This is a genomic window from Desulfobacula toluolica Tol2 (assembly GCF_000307105.1).
GTDB classification, from domain to species: Bacteria; Desulfobacterota; Desulfobacteria; order Desulfobacterales; family Desulfobacteraceae; genus Desulfobacula; species Desulfobacula toluolica.
The window spans coordinates 3,901,886-3,925,221 of the sequence record NC_018645.1 but is presented as its reverse complement, the minus strand read 5'-3'; the positions used below and the strand labels follow the sequence as shown (position 1 = coordinate 3,925,221).

Below are 23,336 nucleotides of genomic sequence, written 5' to 3'. Positions count from 1 at the left end.
AAATTATTCATTCCATGACCAACTGAAGGTCTGCTGGATTTTTTGGATAATCCTGTCTAACGCAAACCCGAGAATGCCGATTGCAATAATTATTGCCATCAGTTTGTCATACTCCATAGTATCCCTGGCATCATTGATTAAATACCCAAGGCCGCTGGAAATTCCAAGGAATTCAGCCGGAACAAGTACAATCCATGCAACCCCCAGGGCCAGCCTCAGGCTGGTCAGCATGTATGGCAGGGATGCCGGGATAACAATGGTTTTTATCAGCTGAAAATTATTTGCTCCTTGATTCAATGCCATTTTAATCCATTGGGGATTGATATTTAAAACCCCGATGGTTGTGTTCAGTATTATAGGGCAAATTGTCGCCATTACAATCAAAAAATAGACAGCAGACTCAAAACTTGCAAATAAAAGCAGTGCTATGGGCATCCATGACAGCGGGCTTATCATTCTTACAAATTGAATAGGGGAGTATGAAAGGCTTCGAAATTTTGGGTAAAAACCAACTAAAATACCCAGAGGAATACCCATGACAGCGGCAATTAATATTCCGATGACAATTCTTTTTAAACTTGCAAATACACAGATCCAAAATCTGCTTTCCTGGGTTGCCTCAAACAGGGCTTTAAAGGTCGGGCCCGGCAAAAATCCTTTGAATTGTGAAAATTCCGGTTGTGTGAAAATAAGGCTTGCGCCTGCAATCCACAGACATGCAAACAACAAAAGGCCGATCAGCTCAAATTTCCAGCCGAAATCGCGATTTCCAAAAACAGCATTCAGCCCAACTTGTTTGGGGTCTTTGTATATGAATCGGTTAATTGATTTCAACGATTTCTTCCCTTGTATAAGCAGTGGACGGATCACCATTCCAGAATCGGTTTATGCCCCCTGTTTTATCCAGAGCTTTTATGACAAATTTATTTTCAACAAGATCATCTGCCGCTATGATTGTGTTTAAATCTTTGAGAAAAAGCGTATTTCCTTCCACAAGTGTGTGTTTCATCTGGTCAATGATAAGTCGGGTGGCTGAGGGAAAAGGAAATGGCTGAAATCCGATTCTTTCAACATTCCAATCCTGGTTTGACAACTGATTTTTTTCAGGATTTTCAAACACTTTTGTTAAAATTTTTTGAGGAAAAGGAAGGTATCCTTCACCGTCACGGCTTAGCAGTCGGGCTGTTTCACCTGGATTGCGGATACACCAATCTTGCGCCCGGACAATGGCATTCATGGCCTTTTGTATTATTACGGTATTTTTATGTATGAAATTTTCATTGGCAATAATGACACAACAAGGATGGTTTTTCCAGATATCACCGGTAAATCTCATGATTCTGGCATTAAATTTTACCTGGGCCAGTGCATTAAAAGGGTCTGCAACAATATACCCGTCAATTTTTTTGCCTAAAAGGGCTGTGGGCATATCCGGGGGCTGGAGAATAAGCAGATTGACTTCATACTTTTCCAGTCTGGCTGGCGGTGGTTTTATCACCGGCTTTAATCCCTGGGACCGGATACCCATCTGAATAATCAGGTTGTGCATGGAATACCAGGAAGGAACGGCAACCTGCTTGCCTCCAAGATCTTTGAAATTGTAAATGCTGCTGTCGCCTCTTACTGTAAGCGCACTGCCATTGGTGTGAGCCCAGGCAAGAACTTTTACCGGGATTTTTTGTTTAAACCTCATCCACACCGGAATCGGAAAGAGCATATGGGTTAAATCGAATTTGTTTGCCAGGAATGATTCAGTCAGTATTTTCCATGATCTCACCATTACGGGTCTTTCAACGGCAACTCCTTCTTCTGAAAAATAGCCAAGTACGTGGGCCACAAGCAGCGGGGTGGCATCGGTTATGGGAAGATACCCCAATCGAAGAGGGGCTTTCTTTGCAAAGGCGTTGATACTGCCTGGAATAAACAGGCTTGAGCAGCTCACGGCAGCGGTTTTAAGGAATTGGCGTCTTGAATTGGATTGAATTTTACAGTTTATCATAAAAGGCTTCTTTTAGCTATGTATGAAGTTTTAAACCGTTCAAGGATTTTTGTCCGTATTCTTTTAAACTCAGAAGTGTTTCTATCCCTTGGGTATGCAGTATTAATTTTAAAAATATCTATAATATTAGCAGGTTCACCTGCCAGGAGAATGATTTTGTTTCCCAGCCGGATGGCTTCATCAATATCATGGGTGACAAATACTGCGGTGAATTGTTCGGAAAGCCATAAGTTTACAAGCTCTTCCTGGATATGGGCCTGGGTAAAGGTGTCTAGTGATGCAAAGGGTTCGTCTAATAACAATATCTCCGGATGTCCGACAAGGGCTCTTGCAAGGCAGGCTCTCTGGGCCATACCAAGGGACAGCTGGTTGGGAACGGCATCGCTAAATCCTGCAATTCCCATTAGTTCAAGAAATTGATTGACCCTGTAATCAAGTTCTTTTGTATCACCCCGCAATTTGCATCCATACGCAACATTTTCTTTCACATTCAGCCAGGGAATCAGGGTGGGCTGCTGAAAAAGCATTGACCTGGACGGGTGGATACCTCTGATTTGGTGCCCGTCAACATGGATTTTTCCGGATGTCGGCAGTTCAAGGCCTGCCAGCAGGTTTAAAAGAGTTGTTTTGCCGCAACCGGATTCACCCAGTATAATGACAAAATCACCATCATCAATGGAAAAAGAGATATCTTTTAGTACGATATGATCGGATATTGCGGATGTATTGTAACGCTTTGTTACTTTTTTGAGTTTTATTTTCAATGATTTTTTTCCGACAGGGCGGTTAATATAAAGGAATTGTCCACAAGGGTATTTACATCAATTTTGTTTTTGAAAACCCCCATCGCGTCTGTCATATAGTTTTGAATTATATATAGTGCATCAATGTTAGCAATTAATAAGGACGGATTAAAGTGTATGTCTGCTTTTAAAAGTATCTGCCGGGTGATTTCTTTGTTTTGTCCAAGAAAATTATGTGCCATAAAAAGAATGTCATCGTTTTTTGCGTCTGCAATGTGTTGCCCGGTTTGGGTAAATAAGGAGATGACTTCTTGAACCGCTTCGGGATGGTTCTCTATAAAAGAGGTTTTCAGGGCAAATACACAGCAGGGATGGTTTTTCCACAATTTTTCCGACAAGCAGATTTTTGTGGCAATTTTTTCATAAACCGCTTTGCTTCCATATGGCTCTGCAACGGCAAAGCCTGCAATGTCCTTATCCTGATCATTTTTTAACATTTCGCTCATCAAAAACGGGTTGACAACTTCACTTGCAACGTCTGTATCATTGTCGTCATGGGCACCAAGCTTAAGTCCAACAGATGATAAAAGCCGGTGAAAAAGCATGTGTTGAATGGAAAATTTTGAAGGAATAAGCACTGTTTTGCCCTTGAAATCAGAAAGATGTTTTATGTGGGAGGCACGGTTTTTCACAATAATGCTGCCGGATCGGTGGGTAAACATTAAAACTTTGATAGCAAGGCCTGATGCAAAAAGCTGGATTGCCATGGGAGACGGGATAAATGCACCATCGATATTCCCACAGGTCAAATCGTCACAGACTTGATTCCAGGAATTCATGGCAATGGTTTCAAGGGTTGAGTGAGTAAGGTTTCTTTTGCTTTTTTTCAGTTGAAGAGCGGCAATACCGAGAATAAGGTGATCAACAATTTTCAGATGCCCGATACGAATACAGGGAGTGTCCTTCATTAATATCTCTTTTAGTGGATCTGGCAGTATTAATACAGCTTTTAAATTTATTGTTTCATAAAATGATTATTCTTAACACAGCCTCTTGAGCTTGGCAAGGCAAAGAAATACAGCTCACAAGGTTGGGTTGGTTTTAACCCATTGTTTATTTGCTGGTATGAGTAAATACACCATATGAGTTGAAATCGGATGGGTTTTTTATGAAAAACTCCCATTGTTTTTTGGGTGGATCTTATTGAATTTTGAATCATAAACTTTATATTTACAGATGATGACAGATATTTCCTGGTTGTATTGCAGGTAAAATTCTGATTTTTGTGCTTCACTAAATGAAATATCAATAGTATATAAGAAATGAACTGAGATGATCTTGATATGGCTGATAGAATAAGATAAACCAGATGATAAAAATAAAAATAAAGATTAAGATTAAAGATTAAAAATAAAGAGTAAAATGACACAAAATTCTGAAAAACAGGTCACCAAAGATTATTTTTTGAAACCCGGCTATATATATCTGCCGGACAGACCCACTACGATTTCAACTGTGCTGGGATCGTCAGTGGCTGTTAGTCTGTATGACAAATCACTTAAAGCAGGCGGAATGAATCATTTTCTTTTTCCATATATTGAAACCCGGAAAAAAACAACAGCCAAGTATGGCAATATTGCTGTTCTGACCTTGATTCGAATGATGGCGGCCAATGGGTCTGATATTTCAAACCTGGAAGCACAACTGTTTGGTGGTGCGTTTAACCCGGAATATTCAAAAAAAGATATTGGCAAAGACAATTTGAAGACAGCCAGGCATATTTTATCCGGGAAAAAAATTAAAATAGTTTCAGAAGATATCGGTGGTGAACTGGGCAGGAAAATTGTCTTTAATACAGGAACCTATGAAATAGCGATATTAAAAGTGGACAGGTTGAGAGAGTCGGACTGGTATCCGTATTCAGGAGACAGATAGCCAAAATCACAGCCGTCCTTTTTGAATGATGGCAATCAGCAGCCAGATTCCCATAACGGCAGCAGCAAGAAATCCTGCAATCCCTATCACGGATACCCCGAAAAGCATAGGTGGAACTTCTGAGTTTATAAGTATTGCCGACCCCAATATCAATGCCGCTATAATGATTGAAAAAGAAATTCTGTTGCTGGTCTGGTCCTGGGTATTCAACATTTTATCCAGGCCTTTAATTTTTATATCAAAAGACAGTTTTCCCGATTTTATGAGGCGCATGATCTCAACAGCATCCATTGGAAAGATCCGGAGTAGTTTATAAGATTCTCTTGCCATGCCTATCAATTCTTCTGTGATTCTTGAAGTTTTGAACTTTCGGTATTTTGCAGCCGTAACATAAGGAACTGCATGGGAAATCATATCAAAATCAGGGTCCAGTTTTTTAGCGACACCCTCAATGGATATAAATGCTTTTATCATCAGGAAAAAATCCGGTGGTATTCGAAGTTTATGTATCGCACACAGTTCAAGGAATTGGTTGACCATTTTTGCGGTTTTAATATCTTTTAATGATTTTGACAGGTGCAGGGATACAAATTGAGACACATCTTTTTCAAGACTTGTTAAATCCGGCTGGATTTCATATTCAGCCAGTTCGCAAAGCAGCCGTGAGGTTAGTTTGAAATTATTGGTGGTAATACTGTGAATCAGATCCACAAAAACCTCACGGGTGGTTTGATCAATAAACCCAGTCATTCCAAAATCCACAGGGCAGATACGGTTTTTTTTCATGATAAAGATATTGCCGGGATGGGGATCTGCATGGAAGAATCCATGCTCAAATACCTGCTTCATTATGAAATCAGCCCCCCGCCGTGTGATCAGTTTTTTATCAAGTCCGGCAGATTCAATTGCCTCAACATCATCCGCCTTGATTCCTCTGATATACTCCATGGCCAGAACCCGTTCGCTGGATTCGGCGCCATAAACTTTGGGAATCTGTATGGTTTTGTCATCTTTGAACTGCTGTGCCATTCGTTGCATATTTGATGCTTCAATAGAGTAATCCAGTTCTTTTTCAAGGGTTTTGGCAAATTCTTCCACAATTTTGACCGGTTTAAACAGCGCCACTTCCTCAATATTGTTTTCCATGATGGAGGCAAGGTGAAGCATGATTTCAAGGTCTGTTTCAATGGTTTTCCGGATGCCTGGTCTCTGAATTTTTACTGCAATCTGATCATGATTATGGGTCTGTGCCCGGTGTACCTGTCCAATAGAAGCACTGGCAAAAGCAGTTTCTTCAATTGAATCAAATATTTTTTCATGGGATTTGCCAAACTCAGAGGCAATAATGGTTTTTACATGTTCAAATTCAAACGGCTTAACATGATCCTGCAATTTTTCAAGTTCATTTAAAAGGTCGACGGGAATGAGATCCGGACGGGAAGAAAGAATCTGGCCCATCTTGATAAAGGTTGGCCCGAGTTCTTCAAGCGCCATTCTGATGCGCTGATTTTTTGAAAGTTTTTCTACTTTTTCATGTTTGTTGACAACGTGAATGAGCTGAAGGCCAGATTCAATGTAACGCTCAATATTCATGGCATCAATAATGTTTTCAAAACCATACTTTAAAATGATACCAATGATGTGCTGATACCGCATAAGGTTGCGGTATCGCTTGCTTACCCGGCCGATTTTTTTAATGCTCAGCATAAAATTTGACAATTACTCATGGGCGGTCAGACAGTTTTTTTGTAAGGTCATCAATCCGGTCATTGAGTGTTTTGATGTCTGATTTGGATGGCAGATCCAGTTTTAACAGGATCTTTTCTATGGTTTTTTCAACTTTTTTATCAAATCCTGTCCTTGCTTCTTCATATTTTTGCTGACATTCCTGTAAAAAATCTTTTGCTTCGTCCTGGCTCATTTTGGATTTTTGAGCAAATTCCTTTGCCAGATCTTCAATTTCATTTTTAGATCTTAAGGCAAGCCCCACACCGGTTAACAGACTTTTTTTCAGATATTCAAACATGTTCCCTCCAATGTTTTTTTTATATAAATTCTGGTAACTCCAATAGTGAATTTCATGTTTTGTTGCGGGTAAATTTTAAATCAAATACCCAATATCCAATCTGTTTTTAACAATTATTTTGATCCAAAAGAGACATCCAGAATATCTTCCACACTGGAGTCGCCTTCTATAATTGCATCCATCTTACCATAAGCTGACGGCAAAAGAGTATGAATAAAAAAATTAGCTGATTCAATCTGGCCTGCGTAAAATGCGATGTCTTTATTTTTTTCAGCTTTTGCAGCAATAGTTTTTTTGTCAAGACTGCCGATTTTTTGGGCAAGTATGGGTGCGGCAATGGATGCCCGCCACAAATGCATCCATGCAAAAGTGACTTCCCCTGTCACTTCAAGAAAAGGATGGGCAAAGGCAAAGGCATTCAGGACTTTTTCAGATCTGGCCCTTTCTCCGATCTCCCGGGCAAGGGCTTCAAGTCGGGATACGGCATGGTTGACTTTTTCAGCCAGTTTTTCAACACCTTTAATTTGTTTTGCTGTATCAACAGTCTTTCTCATCTGGTTAATGAAGTATTTAAAACTTTTCCCATGATTTAGCCCAAGCTTTCTGCCGATAAGGTCCATGGCCTGAATGCCATTGGTGCCTTCATAAATCATGAAAATTCTTGAATCCCTCATGAGCTGTTCAACCGGGAATTCACGGATATAGCCATAACCGCCATAAATCTGTACGCCATGGGAGCAGACCTCGAATGCCTTGTCTGTGATATGCCCTTTGAGAATGGGGGTCAACACTTCAACCAGTGCAATTGTATCTGATTTGAGTTGTTTGTCATCTGTGGTGTGTATGATATCAACGCATTTGCAATAATAATAGATCAAGGAGCGCATGCCTTCAGTGTAGACTTTCATGTTCATCAGCTGGCGTTTCACATCAGGGTGCTGGATGATGGTTACATTTTGGGCTGCCGGATCTTTGCCTGCAAGCAGATGTCTTCCCTGTACCCTGTTTCTGGCATAATCAAGGGCATACATATAAGATGCAGATGCCACTGCAAATCCCTGCATACCTACAAAGGCACGCGCTTCATTCATCATTCGGAACATGGCTACCATGCCTTTGTTCTCTTCTCCCAAGAGCGTGCCAATGCATTCGCCTTTGTCTCCAAGGGAAAGAGAAGCTGTGGCACTGCCGTGAATGCCCATTTTATGTTCCAGTCCCGTACACACGATATTATTGAAGTCACCCAGACTGCCGTCGTCATTGACACGATATTTGGGAACCAGGAACAAGGAAATTCCCTTGGTGCCAGCAGGTGCGCCGTCAATTCTGGCCAGTACCGGGTGAATGATGTTGTCGCACAGGTCATGGTCTCCGGCCGAGATGAAAATTTTTGACCCCTGGATGGAATAAGTGCCATCCTCTTTTTGGGTTGCCGTGGTGGTCAGTGCCCCTACGTCTGATCCTGCATGGGGTTCTGTTAAAACCATGGTGCCACCCCAGATACCGGCAAACATTTTTTTCATGTAAAGTTTTTTTTGTTTTTCAGTGCCAAAGGCTTCCACCAGCTTGGCAGCCCCGTGGGTCATGCCGTAATAGAGCATGAATGCTGAGTTGGCACCCACCATGTGTTCCAGTACGGCACATCCGACAATCTTTGGCATTCCCTGACCTCCAACATCAGGATCATCACACATGGCCAGCCATTCGCCTTCACAATAGAGTTTCCAAGCCCGTTTAAAGGATTCCGGAACTGTTACCCGGTCGTTTACAAGTTTGCATCCTGTCTCATCCCCATCCTTAAACGTGGGAAGAATTTCTTTTATGGCAAGGTTTCTTGCTTCATTGACAATCAGGTCAATGGCTTTTTTATTAAACTCTTTAAATGCTTTATGTTCAACCATCTTGATCTGCTCATGCAAAACAAAATCTACATCTCTTCTGTCACAAATAAGTTGTGCCATATATTCGTCCTTCCCTTTATGTAACTGTTTTTGTTTTACCTTGAACAATGCCGTCGGTTTTTAGGCAAAATAAACAGCATTGTCAAGTTATGAGCGTGGAAAAGTTTGATAGTTTTTCGTTTTTTTATAAAATTGTTAACAACGTTTTCGGGTCGATTGTTATACGAAAAAATTAATTTTACAATACAGTAGTTTGATTTTACAGGTTTTTTTTTGCATTGGCAAGGGGGGATGACAGCGATATTTTCCACCATTGAATTCAATATTCTTTTTGTAATATCTGTTTTGATGAATGGGCCTTTGATATGTTTTTTTATATGAAAGTCTTTAACAATCCAAACAGTGCCTTTCATGTTTTGTTGTAGGCAAATCTTAAATGAAATATCAGGTTTGCCTGTGACAATTGCTACAAAAATATTTAAAGCTCAAAAAATCAATTATTAAGTAGACGAAGAATTTATGTTGTGATACAGGAATAAGGATGGATATCAAATGTTGGGGCTCAAGAGGGTCCATCTCTGTATCGGGTGAGAAATACAAAAAGTATGGTGGGGATACTACCTGTGTTGCAGTTACTGCAAAATCAGGGGAAACGATCATTATTGATGCGGGAACAGGTATCCGTCGCCTGGGCAATTCCTTAATCAAGCAAAAGATCACCCGGTATTATCTTTTGTTTACCCATGCCCACTGGGATCATATTTTGGGAATTGCTTTTTTCAGACCACTGCAATTCAGTAACGTTAAAATAATATTACAGGATCGTAAATTTTCAGATGTCAGTACCCGGGCTGTATTGGCTGAAGTTATGAAACAGCCTTTTTTCCCGATCAGTTTAAAGGATCTGAGAGCAGATATCAAATTTGACACTGCATTAAACGATACATTCACCATCGGGTCTGTCAGGGTTGAAACCATTCCCACCAGCCATAACGGCGGAGGGTTGGGGTATAAGTTTATTGAAGACAAAAAAACATTTGTTTTTTTAACAGACAATGAACTTGGATTTGATCATCCTGAAGGAAAAGGCTTTGATGCGTATCTGGAATTTTCACGAAATACAGATCTCTTGTTTCATGATGCAGAATACACTGAAAATGAGTATAGCCTAAAAAAGGGTTGGGGGCATTCGTCGATTCAGGATGTATTGGATCTGGCATTAAAAGCCAACGTGAAAAAACTAGGTCTGTTTCATTTGAATCAGGACAGAACCGATGTCCAGATGGACAATATTGTCAGGAAATGCCGGTCCGAACTGAAAAAGAAAAATGTCGTCCTCGACTTTTTTGCAGTCCCCTGCAATATGGAAATCCATCTTTAATAATCTAAGGATCAGGGGCTTAAATCCCTACTCATGAAACACCTATCCAACTTTTCTTTTTTGCACACTGTCCGTGTCATGTTATCCTGGAAAATGATGGCCATGTTTTTTTTTGGTTTCTCCTCCGGGTTTCCATTTTATATTGTCAAGGACGTATTAAAATTGTGGATGACAGAGTCCAATATAGATCTGACGACCATCGGTCTTTTTTCCGCCCTAAGTCTTCCGTACACCTTGAAATTTGTCTGGTCTCCGTTGATGGACGGATATGTTCCATGTTTTTTGGGCAGACGCAGGGGGTGGATTTTGATTGCTCAATTGGGGCTTATGATAAGTATTGCACTCATAGGGCAATTTGACCCTTCAGATTCACTGTTTGGAATTGTTTTCATGGCATTGTGCATCAATTTTTTCGGGGCAAGCCAGGATATTTCCCTGGATGCATTCCGGCGCGAATACCTGACCAGCGATGAACTTGGATTCGGCACAGGGGTATGGATGAATGCCTGGCGTCTTGGAATGTATGTTGCAATAGGTCTGTCACTTTTAACGGAGTTAAACATCAGTTGGGCCACAATTCACATCCTTTTGTCCTTGATGATGGGAATTGGCATGTTAACAACTTTGTTTGTTTCTGAACCAAAAATAGATGAAGGTCCGCCGGTTTCAATTAAAGAGGCGGTTGTTGAACCTTTTGTTGAGTTTTTCAAACGCAACAGTGCTATGCTGGTTCTTTTATTCATCTTATTATATAAAATAGGCGACAATATGGCAGGTGCCATGACCATTCCTTTTATTCTTAAAATGGGGTTTTCCAAAACAGAATATTTTGTCATTGTCAAAGGCATCGGAATGTTCGGACTGTTTGGCGGAGTGATTCTCGGGGGGGCTGTCATGATTCGCCTGGGCATTGCCAGGTCCCTGTGGGTATTTGGTGTTCTTCAAGCCTTATCTACTGCGTTCTTTGCCATATTAATTGTCATGGATCATAATTCATTGATATGGCTGGACTACCGCCAGATTATTCTGGGGTGTGTTGTAGGGTTTGAGTTCTTTTCCACGGGGCTTGGGCAGGCAGCCTATGCAACCTATATGGCGATACAGACCAACAAAAGATTTACCGCTACCCAATATGCATTGCTGACAAGTTTAATGGCTGTTCCCGGGGTTTTTGCCGCATCTGTTACAGGGTTTATGGCGAAATATCTGGGGTGGGATCTGTTTTATCTTTTGTGTGCCGGGTTTGCTGTTCCGGGAATGCTGCTGTTGTTCAAAATTGCACCCTGGAATGCAAGCAACGAAGCTCTGGAAAAAGGATTTTGAGTGTAAATCAGCTTTTTTATGCAGCCGATTTTTAAAAAAATCGCCACAGTCGCCACAGGCAGATCCGGCCTTTCACATTGGTTTGACCAAACCGTTCATATAAAATAGTGCTTGACAAAAAACACCCGTTTTTTTACTTAGAAGCAGGTGATTAGCAAACACTATACGATATGGATGTATTCTATATAACCAGACCGCTTTACTTGATATGTAAAGGTTTTAGCATATTGTGCAACCCAATTGCACCGATATAAATAAACTGACTATAATTAAACTGATCAGAATAATTTCGTGGTCAGATAAAACTTATTACAGAATACCGTTTTTAAGCCTTGATAAGCATCAGGCCAATGTTTTCAAGGCTCATGGAAAAACCGGGTTCTATATGTCTTTTTGCGAACAACTGATTTGCAGGTGTTTCGGTCAAAACGGGAAATTACATGAAAGCCTGATCAGTTGAGGAAAATTCAATTGTCAGGTTTTTTTTGTTTGGATCTTTGTTTGTTTTTGGGGAATAATTTAGAGCATACAGGGTTCATAGCTTTAAACTGTAAAGCTTGTTTAAACGGTTAGGAGGTTAACTAATGACTCAAGATTCAACACCACAGAAAGATATTTCAGGTTCTGTCATGGTTCTTGGCGGTGGAATCGCAGGAATGCAGTCTGCAATTGATTTGGCCAATTCAGGGTATTATGTGTACCTGGTTGAAAAATCATATGCCATTGGTGGTATGATGGCACGGCTGGATAAGACATTTCCGACCAACGACTGCACAATGTGAGTGATTTCACCTAAACTGGTCGAGGTCGGCCGGCATCTGAACATCGAATTGTTGACAAATACGGAACTTCTTGAGGTTGATGGCCAAGAAGGAAATTTTACTGCAAGGGTGAAAGAAAATCCAAGGTTTGTTGATTTGTTGAAATGTACGTCATGTGGGGAATGCGCCAAGGTGTGCCCTGTGGAAGTGCCCAGTGAACACAACCAGGGGCTTGCACCGCGAAAAGCTGTCTTTAAACAATACGAACAAGCCATACCGGGTGCATATGGGATTTCCAAAAGATCTACTGCCCCTTGTAAGGCAACTTGTCCGGCTCATGTGAGTATCCAGGGATTTATCGCTTTGATGAATCAGGGCAATTATGCCCAAGCGCTTAAGCTGTTCAAACAAGAACATCCTTTTCCCGGTTCCTGTGGCCGTGTCTGTCACCATCCCTGTGAAGCGGTTTGTACAAGAGGGGATGCGGACGAACCCCTGGCCATCCAGTACCTTCACCGGTATCTGGCTGAACTGGATTTTGAAGAAGATGATCCGTATATTCCTGAGGTTGAAGAGAAGCGGGATGAAAAAGTGGCTATTGTCGGTTCCGGGCCTGCAGGCCTTACCACGGCTTATTATATGGCGCAAAAGGGGTATACCGTTACCATATTTGAAAAACTGCCGGTCAAGGGCGGCATGATGGCTGTTGGTATACCTGAATACCGTCTGCCCAAGGCTGAGTTGGCAAAAGAAATTGACGTTATTGAAAAACTTGGTGTTGAGATCCAAACTTCGGTTGAATTCGGCAGGGATGTGACCTTGGAAAGTCTTAAAAAAGACGGGTACAGCGCCTTGTTTATGGCCACAGGTCTCCATGGTTCCCGCGGGTTGGGAGTCAAGGGCGAAGACCTTGACGGCGTGATCAAGGGGGTTGAATTCTTGAGGGATGCAGCACTTGGCACAGCCGAAAAACTGACCGGCAAGGTCATGGTTATCGGAGGCGGTAATGTGGCGGTTGACGTTGCCTTGACAGCCAGAAGGCTTGGCTCTGATGATGTTACCATGGTCTGTCTTGAAAAGCGGGATGAAATGCCGGCCTGGGATTATGAGATTGAAGAGGCTATTGAAGAAAAGGTTAAAATTATCAATAGCCTTGGACCCATAAGGTTTATTGAAGCCAACGGAAAAGTAGGTGAAGTTGAGTTCCAGGAATGTACCTCTGTATTTGATGAAAACGGCAGGTTTAATCCCCAGTATGATGATTGTAAATTAACTTGCTATGAAGCTGATACCGTTATTGTGGCCATCGGTCAGATGGGAGTTCTGGATTTTGCAGATGAACAAGGCATTGCTTTGACGCCTCCCGGCGGGCTTGAAGCTGATCCCGTGACTTTGCAGACGCCCATTGACTGGGTATTTGCCGGTGGCGATGCGTTTTACGGTCCCAAATCTGTTGTGGATGCCATTGCCAGTGGAAAGACTGCGGCACAAAGTATGCACAGGTTCATCAATGGTGAAGATTTGATGGAAGGCCGTGAAGAAAAATCCTGGGATTATGAAAAACCCGATATTGATAATGTCCCAAGACTCCAGAGGCCGATACCTGCAAAAATCAGTGTGGAAGAAAGAGAAGGCAATTTCAGGGAAGTAACCTTGAATCTTGCCAAAGAAGCCATTGACAAAGAGGCGGCCCGTTGTCTTTCCTGTGGTATCTGTTCGGAATGCTACCAGTGTGTGGATGCCTGTCTTGCAGGGGCGATCAACCATGAAGAACAGCCGAAAATAAGAGATCTGAATGTGGGGTCTGTCATACTTACAACCGGTGCAACAACCTTTGATCCGTCAGGGCTGGATGATATCTACATGTACAACCGGTCACAAAATGTGATGACATCTCTTGAGTTTGAAAGAATTTTAAGTGCGGGCGGCCCCACCATGGGCCATCTTGTCAGGCCTTCTGATGAAAAAGAGCCTGAAAAGATTGCATGGCTTCAATGCATAGGGTCAAGGGATACCAACCGGTGCGGTAACGGTTATTGTTCATCGGTCTGCTGCATGTATGCAATTAAAGATGCCATGATTGCCAAAGAACATTCCGACAAGGAACTGGATGCGGCCATATTTAATATGGACATGCGGACCTTTGGCAAAGATTATGAAAAGTATTATAACAGGGCCGCAGACCAGGAAGGGGTCAGGTTTGTAAAATCAAGAATTCATTCTGTAGTTGAAGAGCCTGGAACAGACAATCTTATTCTCAATTATGCCGATGAAGAAGGCAAAATGCACCAGGAAGTCTTTGACATGGTTATTTTGTCTGTGGGGCTTGTTATTCCGGAAGAGAGTGTGGCTCTTGCCAACAGGATAGGAGTTGAGCTGGACAAGTATAATTTTGTTAAAACCCCAACCTTTAACCCATTGCAGACATCCAGGCCGGGGATCTATGTATCCGGCTCTTTTCAGGGCCCCAAGGATATTCCTTCTTCCATAACAGAGGCAAGCGGGTCTGCATGTGCAGCCGGAATAAAACTTGCTGCAGCGCGTCATACCAACACAAAAACCGTTGTCATGCCTGAGCAAAGAGATGTTTTAGGAGAAGAACCCAGAATTGGGGTGTTTGTCTGTAAATGCGGTATTAATATTGCCGGGATTATTGATGTTGAGGAGGTTGAAAATTATACCAAGACACTTCCCAATGTCGTGTATACCGGTGAAAATCTGTTTACCTGTTCCCAGGATACCCAGGTTTCTATTAAAGAAATTATCAATGAACACAACCTTAATCGTGTGGTGGTGGCGTCCTGTACACCCAAGACCCATGAAGGCATTTTCATGGATACCCTGGAAGAGGCGGGTTTGAATAAATATCTGTTTGAAATGGCCAATATTCGAAATCAGGATTCCTGGATGCATTTTCACGAGCCTGAAAAAGCGACCCGCAAAGCCAAGGATCTGATTCGAATGGCAGTGGCAAGGGTGGCAACATTAGGGCCGCTGCATGACAAAAGAATCTCGGTCATTGACAAGGCATTGGTGATTGGCGGCGGTGTGGCCGGTATGACGGCGGCAAAAGGTCTTGCAGATCAAGGTTACCATGTTACCCTGGTTGAAAAACAAAATCATCTTGGGGGGCTTGGAAACCGGTTGCACCATACAATTGAAGGCGATGATATAAAAGCTTATTTGAAAGAGCTTATTGACACGGTTGAGAATCACGATAAGATTGAAATTCTTAAGCAGGCATTGATTGTCGAGTTTGGCGGATATAAAGGCAATTTTAATACTACGGTACTTGTCGGCACATCAATGGAAGAAAGAAAGATTGACCATGGTGCCATGATTGTGGCAACCGGTGCAACAGAATACCAGCCCACGGAATTTCTTTACAATGAAAGCGAGGCTGTGGTCACTCAGCTTGAATTATCCGATATGATGGAGGAGAACAAGGTTGGAAATCCTGACCGTGTTATCATGATTCAATGCGTGGGCTCAAGAAACCAGGAAAATCCAAATTGTTCACGAGTATGCTGTCAGAGTGCAGTTAAAAATGCCATTGCCTTGAAAGAAAAAAATCCTGATACAGATGTGTTTATTCTTTACAGGGATATGAGAATGTATTCCATGCTGGAAGAGTTTTACACAAAAGCAAGGAATATGGGGGTGATTTTTTCACGGTTTGATCCTGAAAATAAACCCGAGGTAACCAAAGGCCAGGACGGTAAGCTGTCTGTGACATTCACGGATCATGTGCTGGGATGCAAAGTGGAAGCAAGTGCGGATCTTGTTGTCTTGAGCGCCGGTGTTAAGGCTGCTGATACTGAAGAACTTGCAACAATTATTAAAACCAACACAAATGCAGAAGGCTTTTTTATGGAAGCCCATGTAAAGCTCAGGCCGGTTGAAGCTCCCACGGAAGGGATTTTTATCTGTGGCACTGCTCACGGACCAAAATTAATTACCGAAACCATTACGCAGGCTATGGCAGCAGCATCACGGGCAACCACATTCCTTTCCCAGGAATCTTTGACCCTGTCATCTGTAACAGCAGAAGTGATGCAGGAAAATTGTGCTGCATGTCTGGTTTGCGTCAGATCCTGTCCGTATAATGTGCCGGTTATAAATGAACTTGGGGTAAGCTATATTGACCCTGCATTGTGTCAGGGATGCGGGGTGTGCGCATCTGAATGTCCTGCTAAAACAATCAAATTAAACTGGTATGAAGATAATCAGTTGCTCAGCAAGGTTGAGTCTTTGCTGGAGGGGGTAATATGACAAAGGATTTTGATCCAATTATTTTGGCATTTTGCTGTAATTTTTGAGGGTATTCAGCTGCGGACCTGGCAGGTTCCATGAGATTGAAGATCCCGTCAAATTTTAGAATTATTCGTGTTCCCTGTACCGGAAAAGTGGATATTATTCATATCTTGCGAGCCTTTGAAAAAGGAGCCGACGGGGTGTATGTTGTTGGTTGTATGGAAGGCGATTGCCACTACAATGAGGGAAATTTCCGGGCCAGAAAACGAGTTGAACAGGCGGCCAGGATTCTTGACAAGGTCGGAGTTGGAGGCGACCGTGTGAAAATGTTTAATTTGTCATCCGGTGAAGGGCCTTTGTTTGCCCAGTATTCCATTGAGATGGATAATATGATTAAAAAATTGGGGCCAAGCCCTATCCGGGTTGCAAAACAGAACAAAAAAAAACAAAAGGCAGCTTAAAGCCGTAACCATAAATAACAGCTAAATATGAGGTTGGTTTATGATAATAGCAGAGAAAAAACCCATTGAAGAGATTATTGATGAAGTCAAAGGCTTCAACCGGATACTGATACTCGGGTGTAATGAATGTGTGACGGTTTGTGAAGCAGGCGGTAAAAAGGAAGTGGAAGTGCTGGCGTCTGCGTTACGAATGTATTTTATCAATCAGGGCGATGAAAAAATAATTGATGAAAGAACACTTGAGCGCCAGTGTGATCATGAATACTTGGAAGAAATTCGCAGTAATATTGATGATTATGATGCCGTTATTTCTCTTGCCTGTGGTGTAGGGGTACAGTTTGCCGCAGAAAAATATCTGACCACGCCCTTGATTCCGGGGGTAAATACCATATGTCTTGGTGCTAATGAAGACAGGGGGCTTTGGACGGAAAGATGTCAGGCTTGCGGTGCGTGTGTTCTTGCTAAAACCGGTGGTATCTGTCCGATTTCCAGATGTGCCAAAAGACTGTTAAACGGCCCTTGCGGCGGTTCATCCAACGGTAAATGCGAAATCAGCAAAGATGTTGACTGTGCCTGGCAGCTTATAGTAGATAGATTAAAAGCATTGAATAAAATGGAGGATTATGAGAAAGTTGCACCGATAAAGGATTGGTCCACAGATAGAGCAGGCGGGCCTCGAACGGTAACCAGGGAGGATGTGAAAATATGAATGCTTTAAATACGGAAAGCAGGCTGGAAAAAGTTTTAAAAGCAGGGCATATAGGAGTCACTTCTGAATGTGGTCCTCCCAGGGGAAGCGATGCACAAGAAGTTAAAAAAAAGGGCTTATTGATCAAGGATTATGTGGATGCGGTTAATGTCACCGACAACCAGACAGCCATGACAAGAATGTCTTCCCTTGCCGCATGCATACACCTGAAGTTGATGGGGATTGAACCTGTTCTGCAGATGGTGACACGCGATAAAAACAGGGTTGCGCTTCAAAGTGATATTCTGGGAGCAGCCTCCTTTGATATTCCGAATATGCTGTGCCTGTCCGGTGACCATCAAAGTTTTGGCGATTGTGCCCAGGGACAGAATGTTCATGATCTTGATTCCATGCAATTGGTTCAGACGGTTCGCTACATGCGGGATGAAGGAAAATTTCTGGGTGGGGACAAGATCAAGCGGCCACCCAAAATGTTTGTAGGCGCTGCTGCCAACCCGTTTGCCGATCCTTTTGAGATCAGGGTGCCGCGTCTGGCCAAGAAAATTGCCTGCGGTGCTGAATTTATCCAGACTCAGTGCATTTATAATCTGGATAAGTTCAAAGAGTGGATAAGATTGGCTGTTGAAAGGGGACTGACGGAAAAAACCTTTATCATGGCAGGCATGACTCCCATGAAATCAGTTGGTATGGCCAAATACATGAAAAACAGGGTGCCTGGAATGGACGTGCCTGATGAAATTATCAAGCGTCTGGCAGGTGTTGCCAAAGATAAGCAGGCCCAGGAGGGAATTGATATCTGTGTGGAACACATCCAGGAACTCAAGGAAGTGACAGGAGTTTCAGGATTCCATATCATGGCCATAGAGTGGGAGGAAAAAGTTCCTGAAATAGTTGAAAGAGCAGGGCTTTACCCAAGACCGGAATTATAGTTCAAGTCCCTGTTAACGATATTGAAGGGATAGTTGAAAATATCGAAAGGATACAGTTAAGGGAACCCCCCTTTACCTGTATCCTTTTTTATATTAAGACTTAAGTGAAAATATTACTCCAAGGAGACAAGATGGCCGTAATTGTAAAATATATTGTTGTCAGGAATGGAGAGGAAAAAATGACATTTGCGACAAAAAAAGAAGCAGACGCATATGATAAAATGCTTGATATTGCCGACAACTTGTTTGAATTCCTGGAAGGTTCAAAAATAAAATTCAGTGAAGATCAGCTTGAGGATATTTCTTTGTTTATAGCAGAAAACAGTGAAACAGTGATTCCTATTTTGCGGGGGGTCAAGCCAAAGAAAAAAGAAACTAAAAAGCCTGAACAAAAAGAGAGTGTCCCCAAAAAAGTAAAAGCACAAAAGAATTAATAACTGCTTGTTTCTATCATAATATTTGCCGGGGAAAATGGTATTATAACAGTGAAATAGGGAATTGTAAGCACCCACAGAGATCAGGTTAAGATTTTTGCAGGTGCTTTATGATTAAAAAATTATTTTTTTCGGTCAATATCAGCAACAGCTTTCTGGACAAGTCGTTGAACCATGCTGTCCATTGTGATTCCACCGGCCTGGGATTGAGATAGGCCGAGAATGGATGTGCCTTTTTTACCCAACTCCATTTTATCTTCAAAATAACCGGTTGATACTTGTTCGGAAGTTGAAGCGTCCATGATTTTATATCTCATGCCAATAATCCAGACACCGGCGGATTCAGCGCTTTTAATAGAAGAAATAGCGGTATCGCCTATAAAACCGTCTTTACCGCCCACTATAGCACCGAAAATACTTCCAACAGCATCACCGCCAAATCCCTGGTTTGCCTGGGCTACTTTTTCAGCTTTCAGAACATCCAATTGTGCAAACCATTTGGTGGTTTTGAATTTTCCTTTTCTAAATTTTTTTAGAGACTCTGTATCACCCATATTGGCCGCCAGGGTAATTTCATTGAGCATGGGGCCTAAATCCGATCTTTCAAGAACCCTGAAATTGGCGTTGCCCAGTTCCAGTTCCGCATAATCTGCAATGTTATTTGAAGTTATTTTTTGAGCAAATGTTGCGTTATTGCTTTTTATTTTACCTGGTAAAACCACAAGCACAGGTCCTTTGATATGTGCGTTTTCATAGGTGATGGGCTGGTAGATCTGTTCGTCGGCCATTGCATTGGCCTTTTGTGAAGCACTGCCGCCCCCTGTTACTCCTGAAACGCATCCGCACAGCATGAACATACCGGAAAGTATTAAACCGGTTGCAAGTTTCAATTTTTTCAATTTCATCCTCCATAAATAATGAATTAATAATGAGTCATATTCTATAATACAACTATAGCACTACAAACACTTTGTGAAAAAATACTTTTTCACATCCTTATTTAAAAATCATTCACTGCAGCAAGGGCTTTTTCTGCAATTTTATTGCCTTTTTGAGATAATTGTTGAACCGCTTCCGGATTGATCCTGGCCACCTGGGTCATTGTTGCTTCGGTTCTGGCTAAATTCTCAATTCGTTCAGGTGTTGCCTCGGATAATGATGCCGGCAGGGTCTTGTTGAACTTGCCGGGCAGGTCATCAATTTTATGGGTTGTATGAAAATCAACCCTGACGACATCTCCCCGGGCAGATACCAGCTTAAATACATCTTTTCCGAATTTTCGATTCAAAGGCTTGATAACCGTATCGTTTATGATATCGGTAAAATTTCCACGGGTTCCGGCAAAATCAATTTCATAAAACGACAGTCCTTGGGCATCAAAATTACGAAAATCAACATTCATGACCGGACGAAGGCCGATCATTTCTTTTTTAAATAATGTTCCCGTGTCATAGTCCGGCAGGCCAAAAATTTCAAGCTGGAAGATTTTTGATGTTCTCATCAGATGATCTTCAAAAAAACCTTTGGAAAATTGTTCTCCAATGAGTTTTCCAATATCATCCATGGCCGCGTCTTCATCTGACCAGCTTTTGTTTCTCGGTATTGTGTTGTTAAAATAGACTTCCTCTGATGTATAATTATTAATGCATTTAATTGTCCAGGACGTGAGAACATATTTAGTTATTGTCAGGCCGGAGGCTTGAAGAGTAGCTGTAAGCGATTTGAACTTAACCTCTCCTCTTATGGAAAAATCTGATGTTTTGATATGAGTTGCCAGGGTTGTGGCATTAGACTGATTTTTCGGCATAGTGCGGTCTGCTGTTTGAGCGTCTAACTGACCGGCATCTTCCGACCAGACCCGATAGCCAAATTTGGCAAACCGTTCTTTTAAAATGTTTTCTGCGACATCAGAGCGTTCCGGGGCAACTCTTGATCCGCGTTTTGCATCCCTGATGGTAATGGCCACTGATATTTTCGGATTCCCGTAGTCCTTCAGCAGACTGAGCCGCTCTGTCTTTGACATGACCTGAAGGGAGTCCTTGATTGAAGAAAGGTAAACTTCAGCTTTTAAAAGCATGTGCATAAAGCCGTCTTCTCCTTTCCATGGAGGGCTTTCTTTTATAACCCTCTTGATCAGTCCCTTTGTCCGGGTTAGAATTTTATCATGAATCAGGGCATAATTTTCAACAAGGGTTGAACTTTCAACATAACTGCCCACTGCCTTTTCAATGACCTGCCGTTTTGCATCCTGCCGCAAGGCGTCAAGAAGTTTGCCTTTGTCATTTTGATAGATATCTGCTTGAGGATCTGCAAGGCCTTCTGCTGAAACAAGAATGGTCTTGCCGGCAGCATTGGCCAAGTTCGGCGAAAAACAGGTCATCAGGCCTGCCATAAAAAAAAATAAAACAACAATAATCGGATTTAATATTTTTTGATGTTGATAAGTGTTCATGATTTTTATGCCTTAAAAGTCTGTTACACTTTCTATTTTTGGTTTTGTTTCAGCCGGTTGCCTGGAATTAAAGTGTTTTTGTTTGCCTGAATTCTTGCAATAATCGTTGTAAAGACGGGCGACCACCAGGCCGGATTTTTCTTTGACAAGAGCCAGGGCTGCCGCCAATGTGTTTTGTCCTGCAAAAGACTCTCCTTGTTCCGTCACCCTTGAAATGACTCGTCCTGCTTCATCCACAAGGGTAAAAATTATGGTTATGGATACCTCATTCACGCCTACAATATGATTTACCCTTGTTTTGTGTTGAATTAATCCCCTTAAAATAAAATCAGCTTTTAATTTGCCGGCAGCATTGGCAGCCGCATTCATATCATTGGATAAAAAGGCATTTATTTCAGCTCTGGCGATCCGTACTGTTATTTGTTTTTGAGAGTAAGTTTTTAACCCCAGTTTATGAAGCTCGTTATTTATTGGAAGGAATAACGGGTCATAATCTGCCCGACCGTCTTCCTGGCCGATGATTACGGCAATTTTTTTTTCTTTAAGGTCATCCCGGCAGGCAATGGACAAAAGTCGGTCAATTTTTTTTTGGGTTTTGTCCTGTTGCTGTTTTTCCTGTAGTACCTCTTCTTTTTCATATTCGCTGAAAGAAAAAGAAAACACAATCGCAGGATAAAACATCAATATCAGCAAACACCATAAACTATTTGGTTTTTTCATTGAATATCCTTTGTTAACAGTATGTTCCTGTATTTAAATATTTGACATCGGTATATTTATATTGCTTGCTTTGTCTTTATATTCCTGCCTTTGATACTTGCCGATGTTTCAGTATTGATTCTCTGGCGAACAGCTACCATGTCTTGCCCTTTTTCAGTGATGCGAATTTCTAGTTCAATGACACATATAGATAGCAAGCAGCTTTTTGTCAAGAGAACTAAAGGGCCAACAGGTGCCTTGTTTTTAATAAAGTATTGATGTTTCAGCTAAAAATAATTATAATGCCATGGTTTTTTTGTTGATTTTTACCTGGAAATTTAGAGGGGAAGAAGCGTTAATGGGAGTTAAAAATTGGTCGGAATATTTGCAGCAGCATACGGTACTTTTAGTTGCCGTTGTTGTTGCTTTTTTTGTTTTGGAATTTGGGATTTTTGTCAGCGCCTCCATGCGTTCGGGAAATCAATCATATATGCAGGTGTTGAACGATTCCAATGATGTTGTTTACCAGGTCAATGGGTCAACCATGACAAAGTTTGATAAATATTATTTTCAGAATATCTTTGGCCCACTTGAAAATTATCGGGTCAGACTTGTCACCAAGGATATTCCTTTTCCTTTCAGGGCTTGGTTTTCTGCGGCCGTAGGGATTCCGGTTGGGCTGGTTCTGCTGATAGGGTTTGTGTTAAAGGCGGTGATGACCTTTCTTCAGGGAAGCGAAGAATCTAAAGAGGATTCCGGCAAGATTCCGGCAGACAAAGCAAATAAGGTTGATACTTTTTTTTTCCGTATCAGCCGGTTTAATATTTTTATTATCGGGTTTCTTATTTTTGCGGGTGTCTTCCTCTACTGGGTCATTCCTAACCTCCTCACTTTTCTTGCCCGCACAGGCATGGATATCATTGTCGATTTCAAGTGGTTTTTTGTGGCTCTGGGCGCAGCAATGTTTTTTCTCTTTGCCTGGTTTATGTACATGAAGTATAAACTTGCACAAAAGAGCATGGAGGTTCAAACTGAGATCAGGAAATACGAACTTCAGCTTGAGTATAAAAGAGCGGCCGGAACAGTTAACGCCCTTGGTTATGATGATCAAGCAGAATGCAAGATGATCGACTATGTGGAACAGGAACATGTTAAAGAAGATGATGACAAAAAGCAGGATAACAAAGAACAATGAAGATTATAGCCATTTTGATATCAAGGAGAGAATAATATGGAGTTGAATGGGAACATGTTTGATGATGAGACTCTCCACCCTGGCAGCTGCTGCCGGAGGAACGACAGGCACGGCATATTTTTATTAACCCAAAA

At 41.8% G+C, this 23,336-nt stretch carries 19 protein-coding genes; 9 read left to right on the top strand and 10 right to left on the bottom strand.

The genetic code is table 11. The annotated features are described in order from the left end of the window. Nucleotides 1-3 precede the first annotated feature (3 nt). From TOL2_RS17825 to TOL2_RS17810, 4 genes are read right to left on the bottom strand one after another with little or no spacing between them, the layout of a single operon-like run. Nucleotides 4-834: an ABC transporter permease gene (locus TOL2_RS17825; RefSeq protein ID WP_041279607.1), complete on the bottom strand. Its 831-nt coding sequence runs from the start codon at nt 832-834 to the stop codon at nt 4-6. Continuing rightward, nucleotides 821-1,999: an ABC transporter substrate-binding protein gene (locus tag TOL2_RS17820; protein ID WP_014958687.1), complete on the bottom strand. Its 1,179-nt coding sequence runs from the start codon at nt 1,997-1,999 to the stop codon at nt 821-823. Before TOL2_RS17820 ends, TOL2_RS17825 begins: the two co-directional genes overlap by 14 nt. Continuing rightward, nucleotides 1,996-2,763, bottom strand: coding sequence for an ABC transporter ATP-binding protein (locus TOL2_RS17815; RefSeq protein ID WP_014958686.1), 768 nt, complete (start codon nt 2,761-2,763; stop codon nt 1,996-1,998). The genes TOL2_RS17820 and TOL2_RS17815 overlap by 4 nt, the downstream gene beginning before the upstream one ends. Further along, nucleotides 2,760-3,710 carry an ABC transporter substrate-binding protein gene (locus TOL2_RS17810; RefSeq protein ID WP_014958685.1) on the bottom strand — a complete coding sequence of 317 codons (951 nt, stop codon included), beginning with the start codon at nt 3,708-3,710 and terminating at the stop codon, nt 2,760-2,762. The genes TOL2_RS17815 and TOL2_RS17810 overlap by 4 nt, the downstream gene beginning before the upstream one ends. A gap of 454 nt (nt 3,711-4,164) precedes the next feature. Here TOL2_RS17810 and TOL2_RS17805 point away from each other — a divergent pair, with 454 nt between their 5' ends. Continuing rightward, nucleotides 4,165-4,677 (top strand): chemotaxis protein CheD, encoded by a 513-nt coding sequence (locus TOL2_RS17805; RefSeq protein ID WP_014958684.1) that lies wholly within the window; start codon nt 4,165-4,167, stop codon nt 4,675-4,677. A gap of 6 nt (nt 4,678-4,683) precedes the next feature. Here the strand turns inward: TOL2_RS17805 and TOL2_RS17800 are convergent, their stop codons facing one another. The 3 genes from TOL2_RS17800 to TOL2_RS17790 all read right to left on the bottom strand — a co-directional run bounded on the left by TOL2_RS17800 (nt 4,684) and on the right by TOL2_RS17790 (nt 8,664). Further along, nucleotides 4,684-6,384, bottom strand: a complete 1,701-nt coding sequence (locus TOL2_RS17800) for an ABC1 kinase family protein (RefSeq protein WP_014958683.1) — start codon at nt 6,382-6,384, stop codon at nt 4,684-4,686. Between the two features lie 16 nt (nt 6,385-6,400). Next, entirely contained in the window at nt 6,401-6,703 is a 303-nt protein-coding gene (locus TOL2_RS17795; RefSeq protein WP_014958682.1) for a phasin family protein, read from the bottom strand. A 113-nt stretch (nt 6,704-6,816) separates the two neighbouring features. Beyond that, nucleotides 6,817-8,664: an acyl-CoA dehydrogenase gene (locus TOL2_RS17790; RefSeq protein WP_014958681.1), complete on the bottom strand. Its 1,848-nt coding sequence runs from the start codon at nt 8,662-8,664 to the stop codon at nt 6,817-6,819. Between the two features lie 481 nt (nt 8,665-9,145). Here TOL2_RS17790 and TOL2_RS17780 point away from each other — a divergent pair, with 481 nt between their 5' ends. The 7 genes from TOL2_RS17780 (at nt 9,146) to TOL2_RS17740 (ending at nt 18,856) form a co-directional block, all read left to right on the top strand. After that, nucleotides 9,146-9,985, top strand: coding sequence for an MBL fold metallo-hydrolase (locus TOL2_RS17780; RefSeq protein ID WP_014958679.1), 840 nt, complete (start codon nt 9,146-9,148; stop codon nt 9,983-9,985). 33 nt (nt 9,986-10,018) lie between these two features. Continuing rightward, on the top strand, nt 10,019-11,308 hold the full coding sequence (locus TOL2_RS17775; protein WP_014958678.1) for an AmpG family muropeptide MFS transporter: 1,290 nt from the start codon (nt 10,019-10,021) through the stop codon (nt 11,306-11,308). Nucleotides 11,309-11,892: 584 nt separating this feature from the next. Continuing rightward, nucleotides 11,893-16,341: an FAD-dependent oxidoreductase gene (locus tag TOL2_RS17760; RefSeq protein ID WP_014958676.1), complete on the top strand. Its 4,449-nt coding sequence runs from the start codon at nt 11,893-11,895 to the stop codon at nt 16,339-16,341. Continuing rightward, entirely contained in the window at nt 16,338-16,784 is a 447-nt protein-coding gene (locus TOL2_RS17755) for a hydrogenase iron-sulfur subunit (protein ID WP_269764181.1), read from the top strand. The genes TOL2_RS17760 and TOL2_RS17755 overlap by 4 nt, the downstream gene beginning before the upstream one ends. 40 nt (nt 16,785-16,824) lie before the next feature. Beyond that, nucleotides 16,825-17,493 carry a methylenetetrahydrofolate reductase C-terminal domain-containing protein gene (locus tag TOL2_RS17750; protein ID WP_014958674.1) on the top strand — a complete coding sequence of 223 codons (669 nt, stop codon included), beginning with the start codon at nt 16,825-16,827 and terminating at the stop codon, nt 17,491-17,493. Beyond that, nucleotides 17,490-18,422, top strand: coding sequence for a methylenetetrahydrofolate reductase (locus tag TOL2_RS17745; RefSeq protein ID WP_014958673.1), 933 nt, complete (start codon nt 17,490-17,492; stop codon nt 18,420-18,422). Before TOL2_RS17750 ends, TOL2_RS17745 begins: the two co-directional genes overlap by 4 nt. 131 nt (nt 18,423-18,553) lie before the next feature. Then, nucleotides 18,554-18,856 carry a YebG family protein gene (locus TOL2_RS17740; protein WP_014958672.1) on the top strand — a complete coding sequence of 101 codons (303 nt, stop codon included), beginning with the start codon at nt 18,554-18,556 and terminating at the stop codon, nt 18,854-18,856. Nucleotides 18,857-18,978: 122 nt separating this feature from the next. Here the strand turns inward: TOL2_RS17740 and TOL2_RS17735 are convergent, their stop codons facing one another. The 3 genes from TOL2_RS17735 to TOL2_RS17725 all read right to left on the bottom strand — a co-directional run bounded on the left by TOL2_RS17735 (nt 18,979) and on the right by TOL2_RS17725 (nt 22,028). After that, nucleotides 18,979-19,761, bottom strand: a complete 783-nt coding sequence (locus TOL2_RS17735; protein WP_083863760.1) for a hypothetical protein — start codon at nt 19,759-19,761, stop codon at nt 18,979-18,981. Nucleotides 19,762-19,856: 95 nt separating this feature from the next. Further along, nucleotides 19,857-21,308 carry a hypothetical protein gene (locus TOL2_RS17730; RefSeq protein ID WP_014958670.1) on the bottom strand — a complete coding sequence of 484 codons (1,452 nt, stop codon included), beginning with the start codon at nt 21,306-21,308 and terminating at the stop codon, nt 19,857-19,859. Between the two features lie 12 nt (nt 21,309-21,320). Continuing rightward, entirely contained in the window at nt 21,321-22,028 is a 708-nt protein-coding gene (locus TOL2_RS17725) for a hypothetical protein (protein WP_014958669.1), read from the bottom strand. Nucleotides 22,029-22,365: 337 nt separating this feature from the next. Here TOL2_RS17725 and TOL2_RS17720 point away from each other — a divergent pair, with 337 nt between their 5' ends. Next, nucleotides 22,366-23,202, top strand: coding sequence for a hypothetical protein (locus TOL2_RS17720; protein ID WP_014958668.1), 837 nt, complete (start codon nt 22,366-22,368; stop codon nt 23,200-23,202). Nucleotides 23,203-23,336 lie beyond the last annotated feature (134 nt).

Excerpts from the sequence above, each read along its gene's own strand:
- TOL2_RS17820 (WP_014958687.1), bottom strand. The coding sequence starts at position 1,999 with ATGATAAACTGTAAAATTCAATCCAATTCAAGACGCCAATTCCTTAAA.
- TOL2_RS17810 (WP_014958685.1), bottom strand. The coding sequence starts at position 3,710 with ATGAAGGACACTCCCTGTATTCGTATCGGGCATCTGAAAATTGTTGAT.
- TOL2_RS17805 (WP_014958684.1), top strand. The coding sequence starts at position 4,165 with ATGACACAAAATTCTGAAAAACAGGTCACCAAAGATTATTTTTTGAAA.
- TOL2_RS17800 (WP_014958683.1), bottom strand. The coding sequence starts at position 6,384 with ATGCTGAGCATTAAAAAAATCGGCCGGGTAAGCAAGCGATACCGCAAC.
- TOL2_RS17795 (WP_014958682.1), bottom strand. The coding sequence starts at position 6,703 with ATGTTTGAATATCTGAAAAAAAGTCTGTTAACCGGTGTGGGGCTTGCC.
- TOL2_RS17790 (WP_014958681.1), bottom strand. The coding sequence starts at position 8,664 with ATGGCACAACTTATTTGTGACAGAAGAGATGTAGATTTTGTTTTGCAT.
- TOL2_RS17780 (WP_014958679.1), top strand. The coding sequence starts at position 9,146 with ATGGATATCAAATGTTGGGGCTCAAGAGGGTCCATCTCTGTATCGGGT.
- TOL2_RS17775 (WP_014958678.1), top strand. The coding sequence starts at position 10,019 with ATGAAACACCTATCCAACTTTTCTTTTTTGCACACTGTCCGTGTCATG.
- TOL2_RS17750 (WP_014958674.1), top strand. The coding sequence starts at position 16,825 with ATGATAATAGCAGAGAAAAAACCCATTGAAGAGATTATTGATGAAGTC.
- TOL2_RS17745 (WP_014958673.1), top strand. The coding sequence starts at position 17,490 with ATGAATGCTTTAAATACGGAAAGCAGGCTGGAAAAAGTTTTAAAAGCA.
- TOL2_RS17740 (WP_014958672.1), top strand. The coding sequence starts at position 18,554 with ATGGCCGTAATTGTAAAATATATTGTTGTCAGGAATGGAGAGGAAAAA.
- TOL2_RS17735 (WP_083863760.1), bottom strand. The coding sequence starts at position 19,761 with ATGAAATTGAAAAAATTGAAACTTGCAACCGGTTTAATACTTTCCGGT.
- TOL2_RS17730 (WP_014958670.1), bottom strand. The coding sequence starts at position 21,308 with ATGAACACTTATCAACATCAAAAAATATTAAATCCGATTATTGTTGTT.
- TOL2_RS17725 (WP_014958669.1), bottom strand. The coding sequence starts at position 22,028 with ATGAAAAAACCAAATAGTTTATGGTGTTTGCTGATATTGATGTTTTAT.
- TOL2_RS17720 (WP_014958668.1), top strand. The coding sequence starts at position 22,366 with ATGGGAGTTAAAAATTGGTCGGAATATTTGCAGCAGCATACGGTACTT.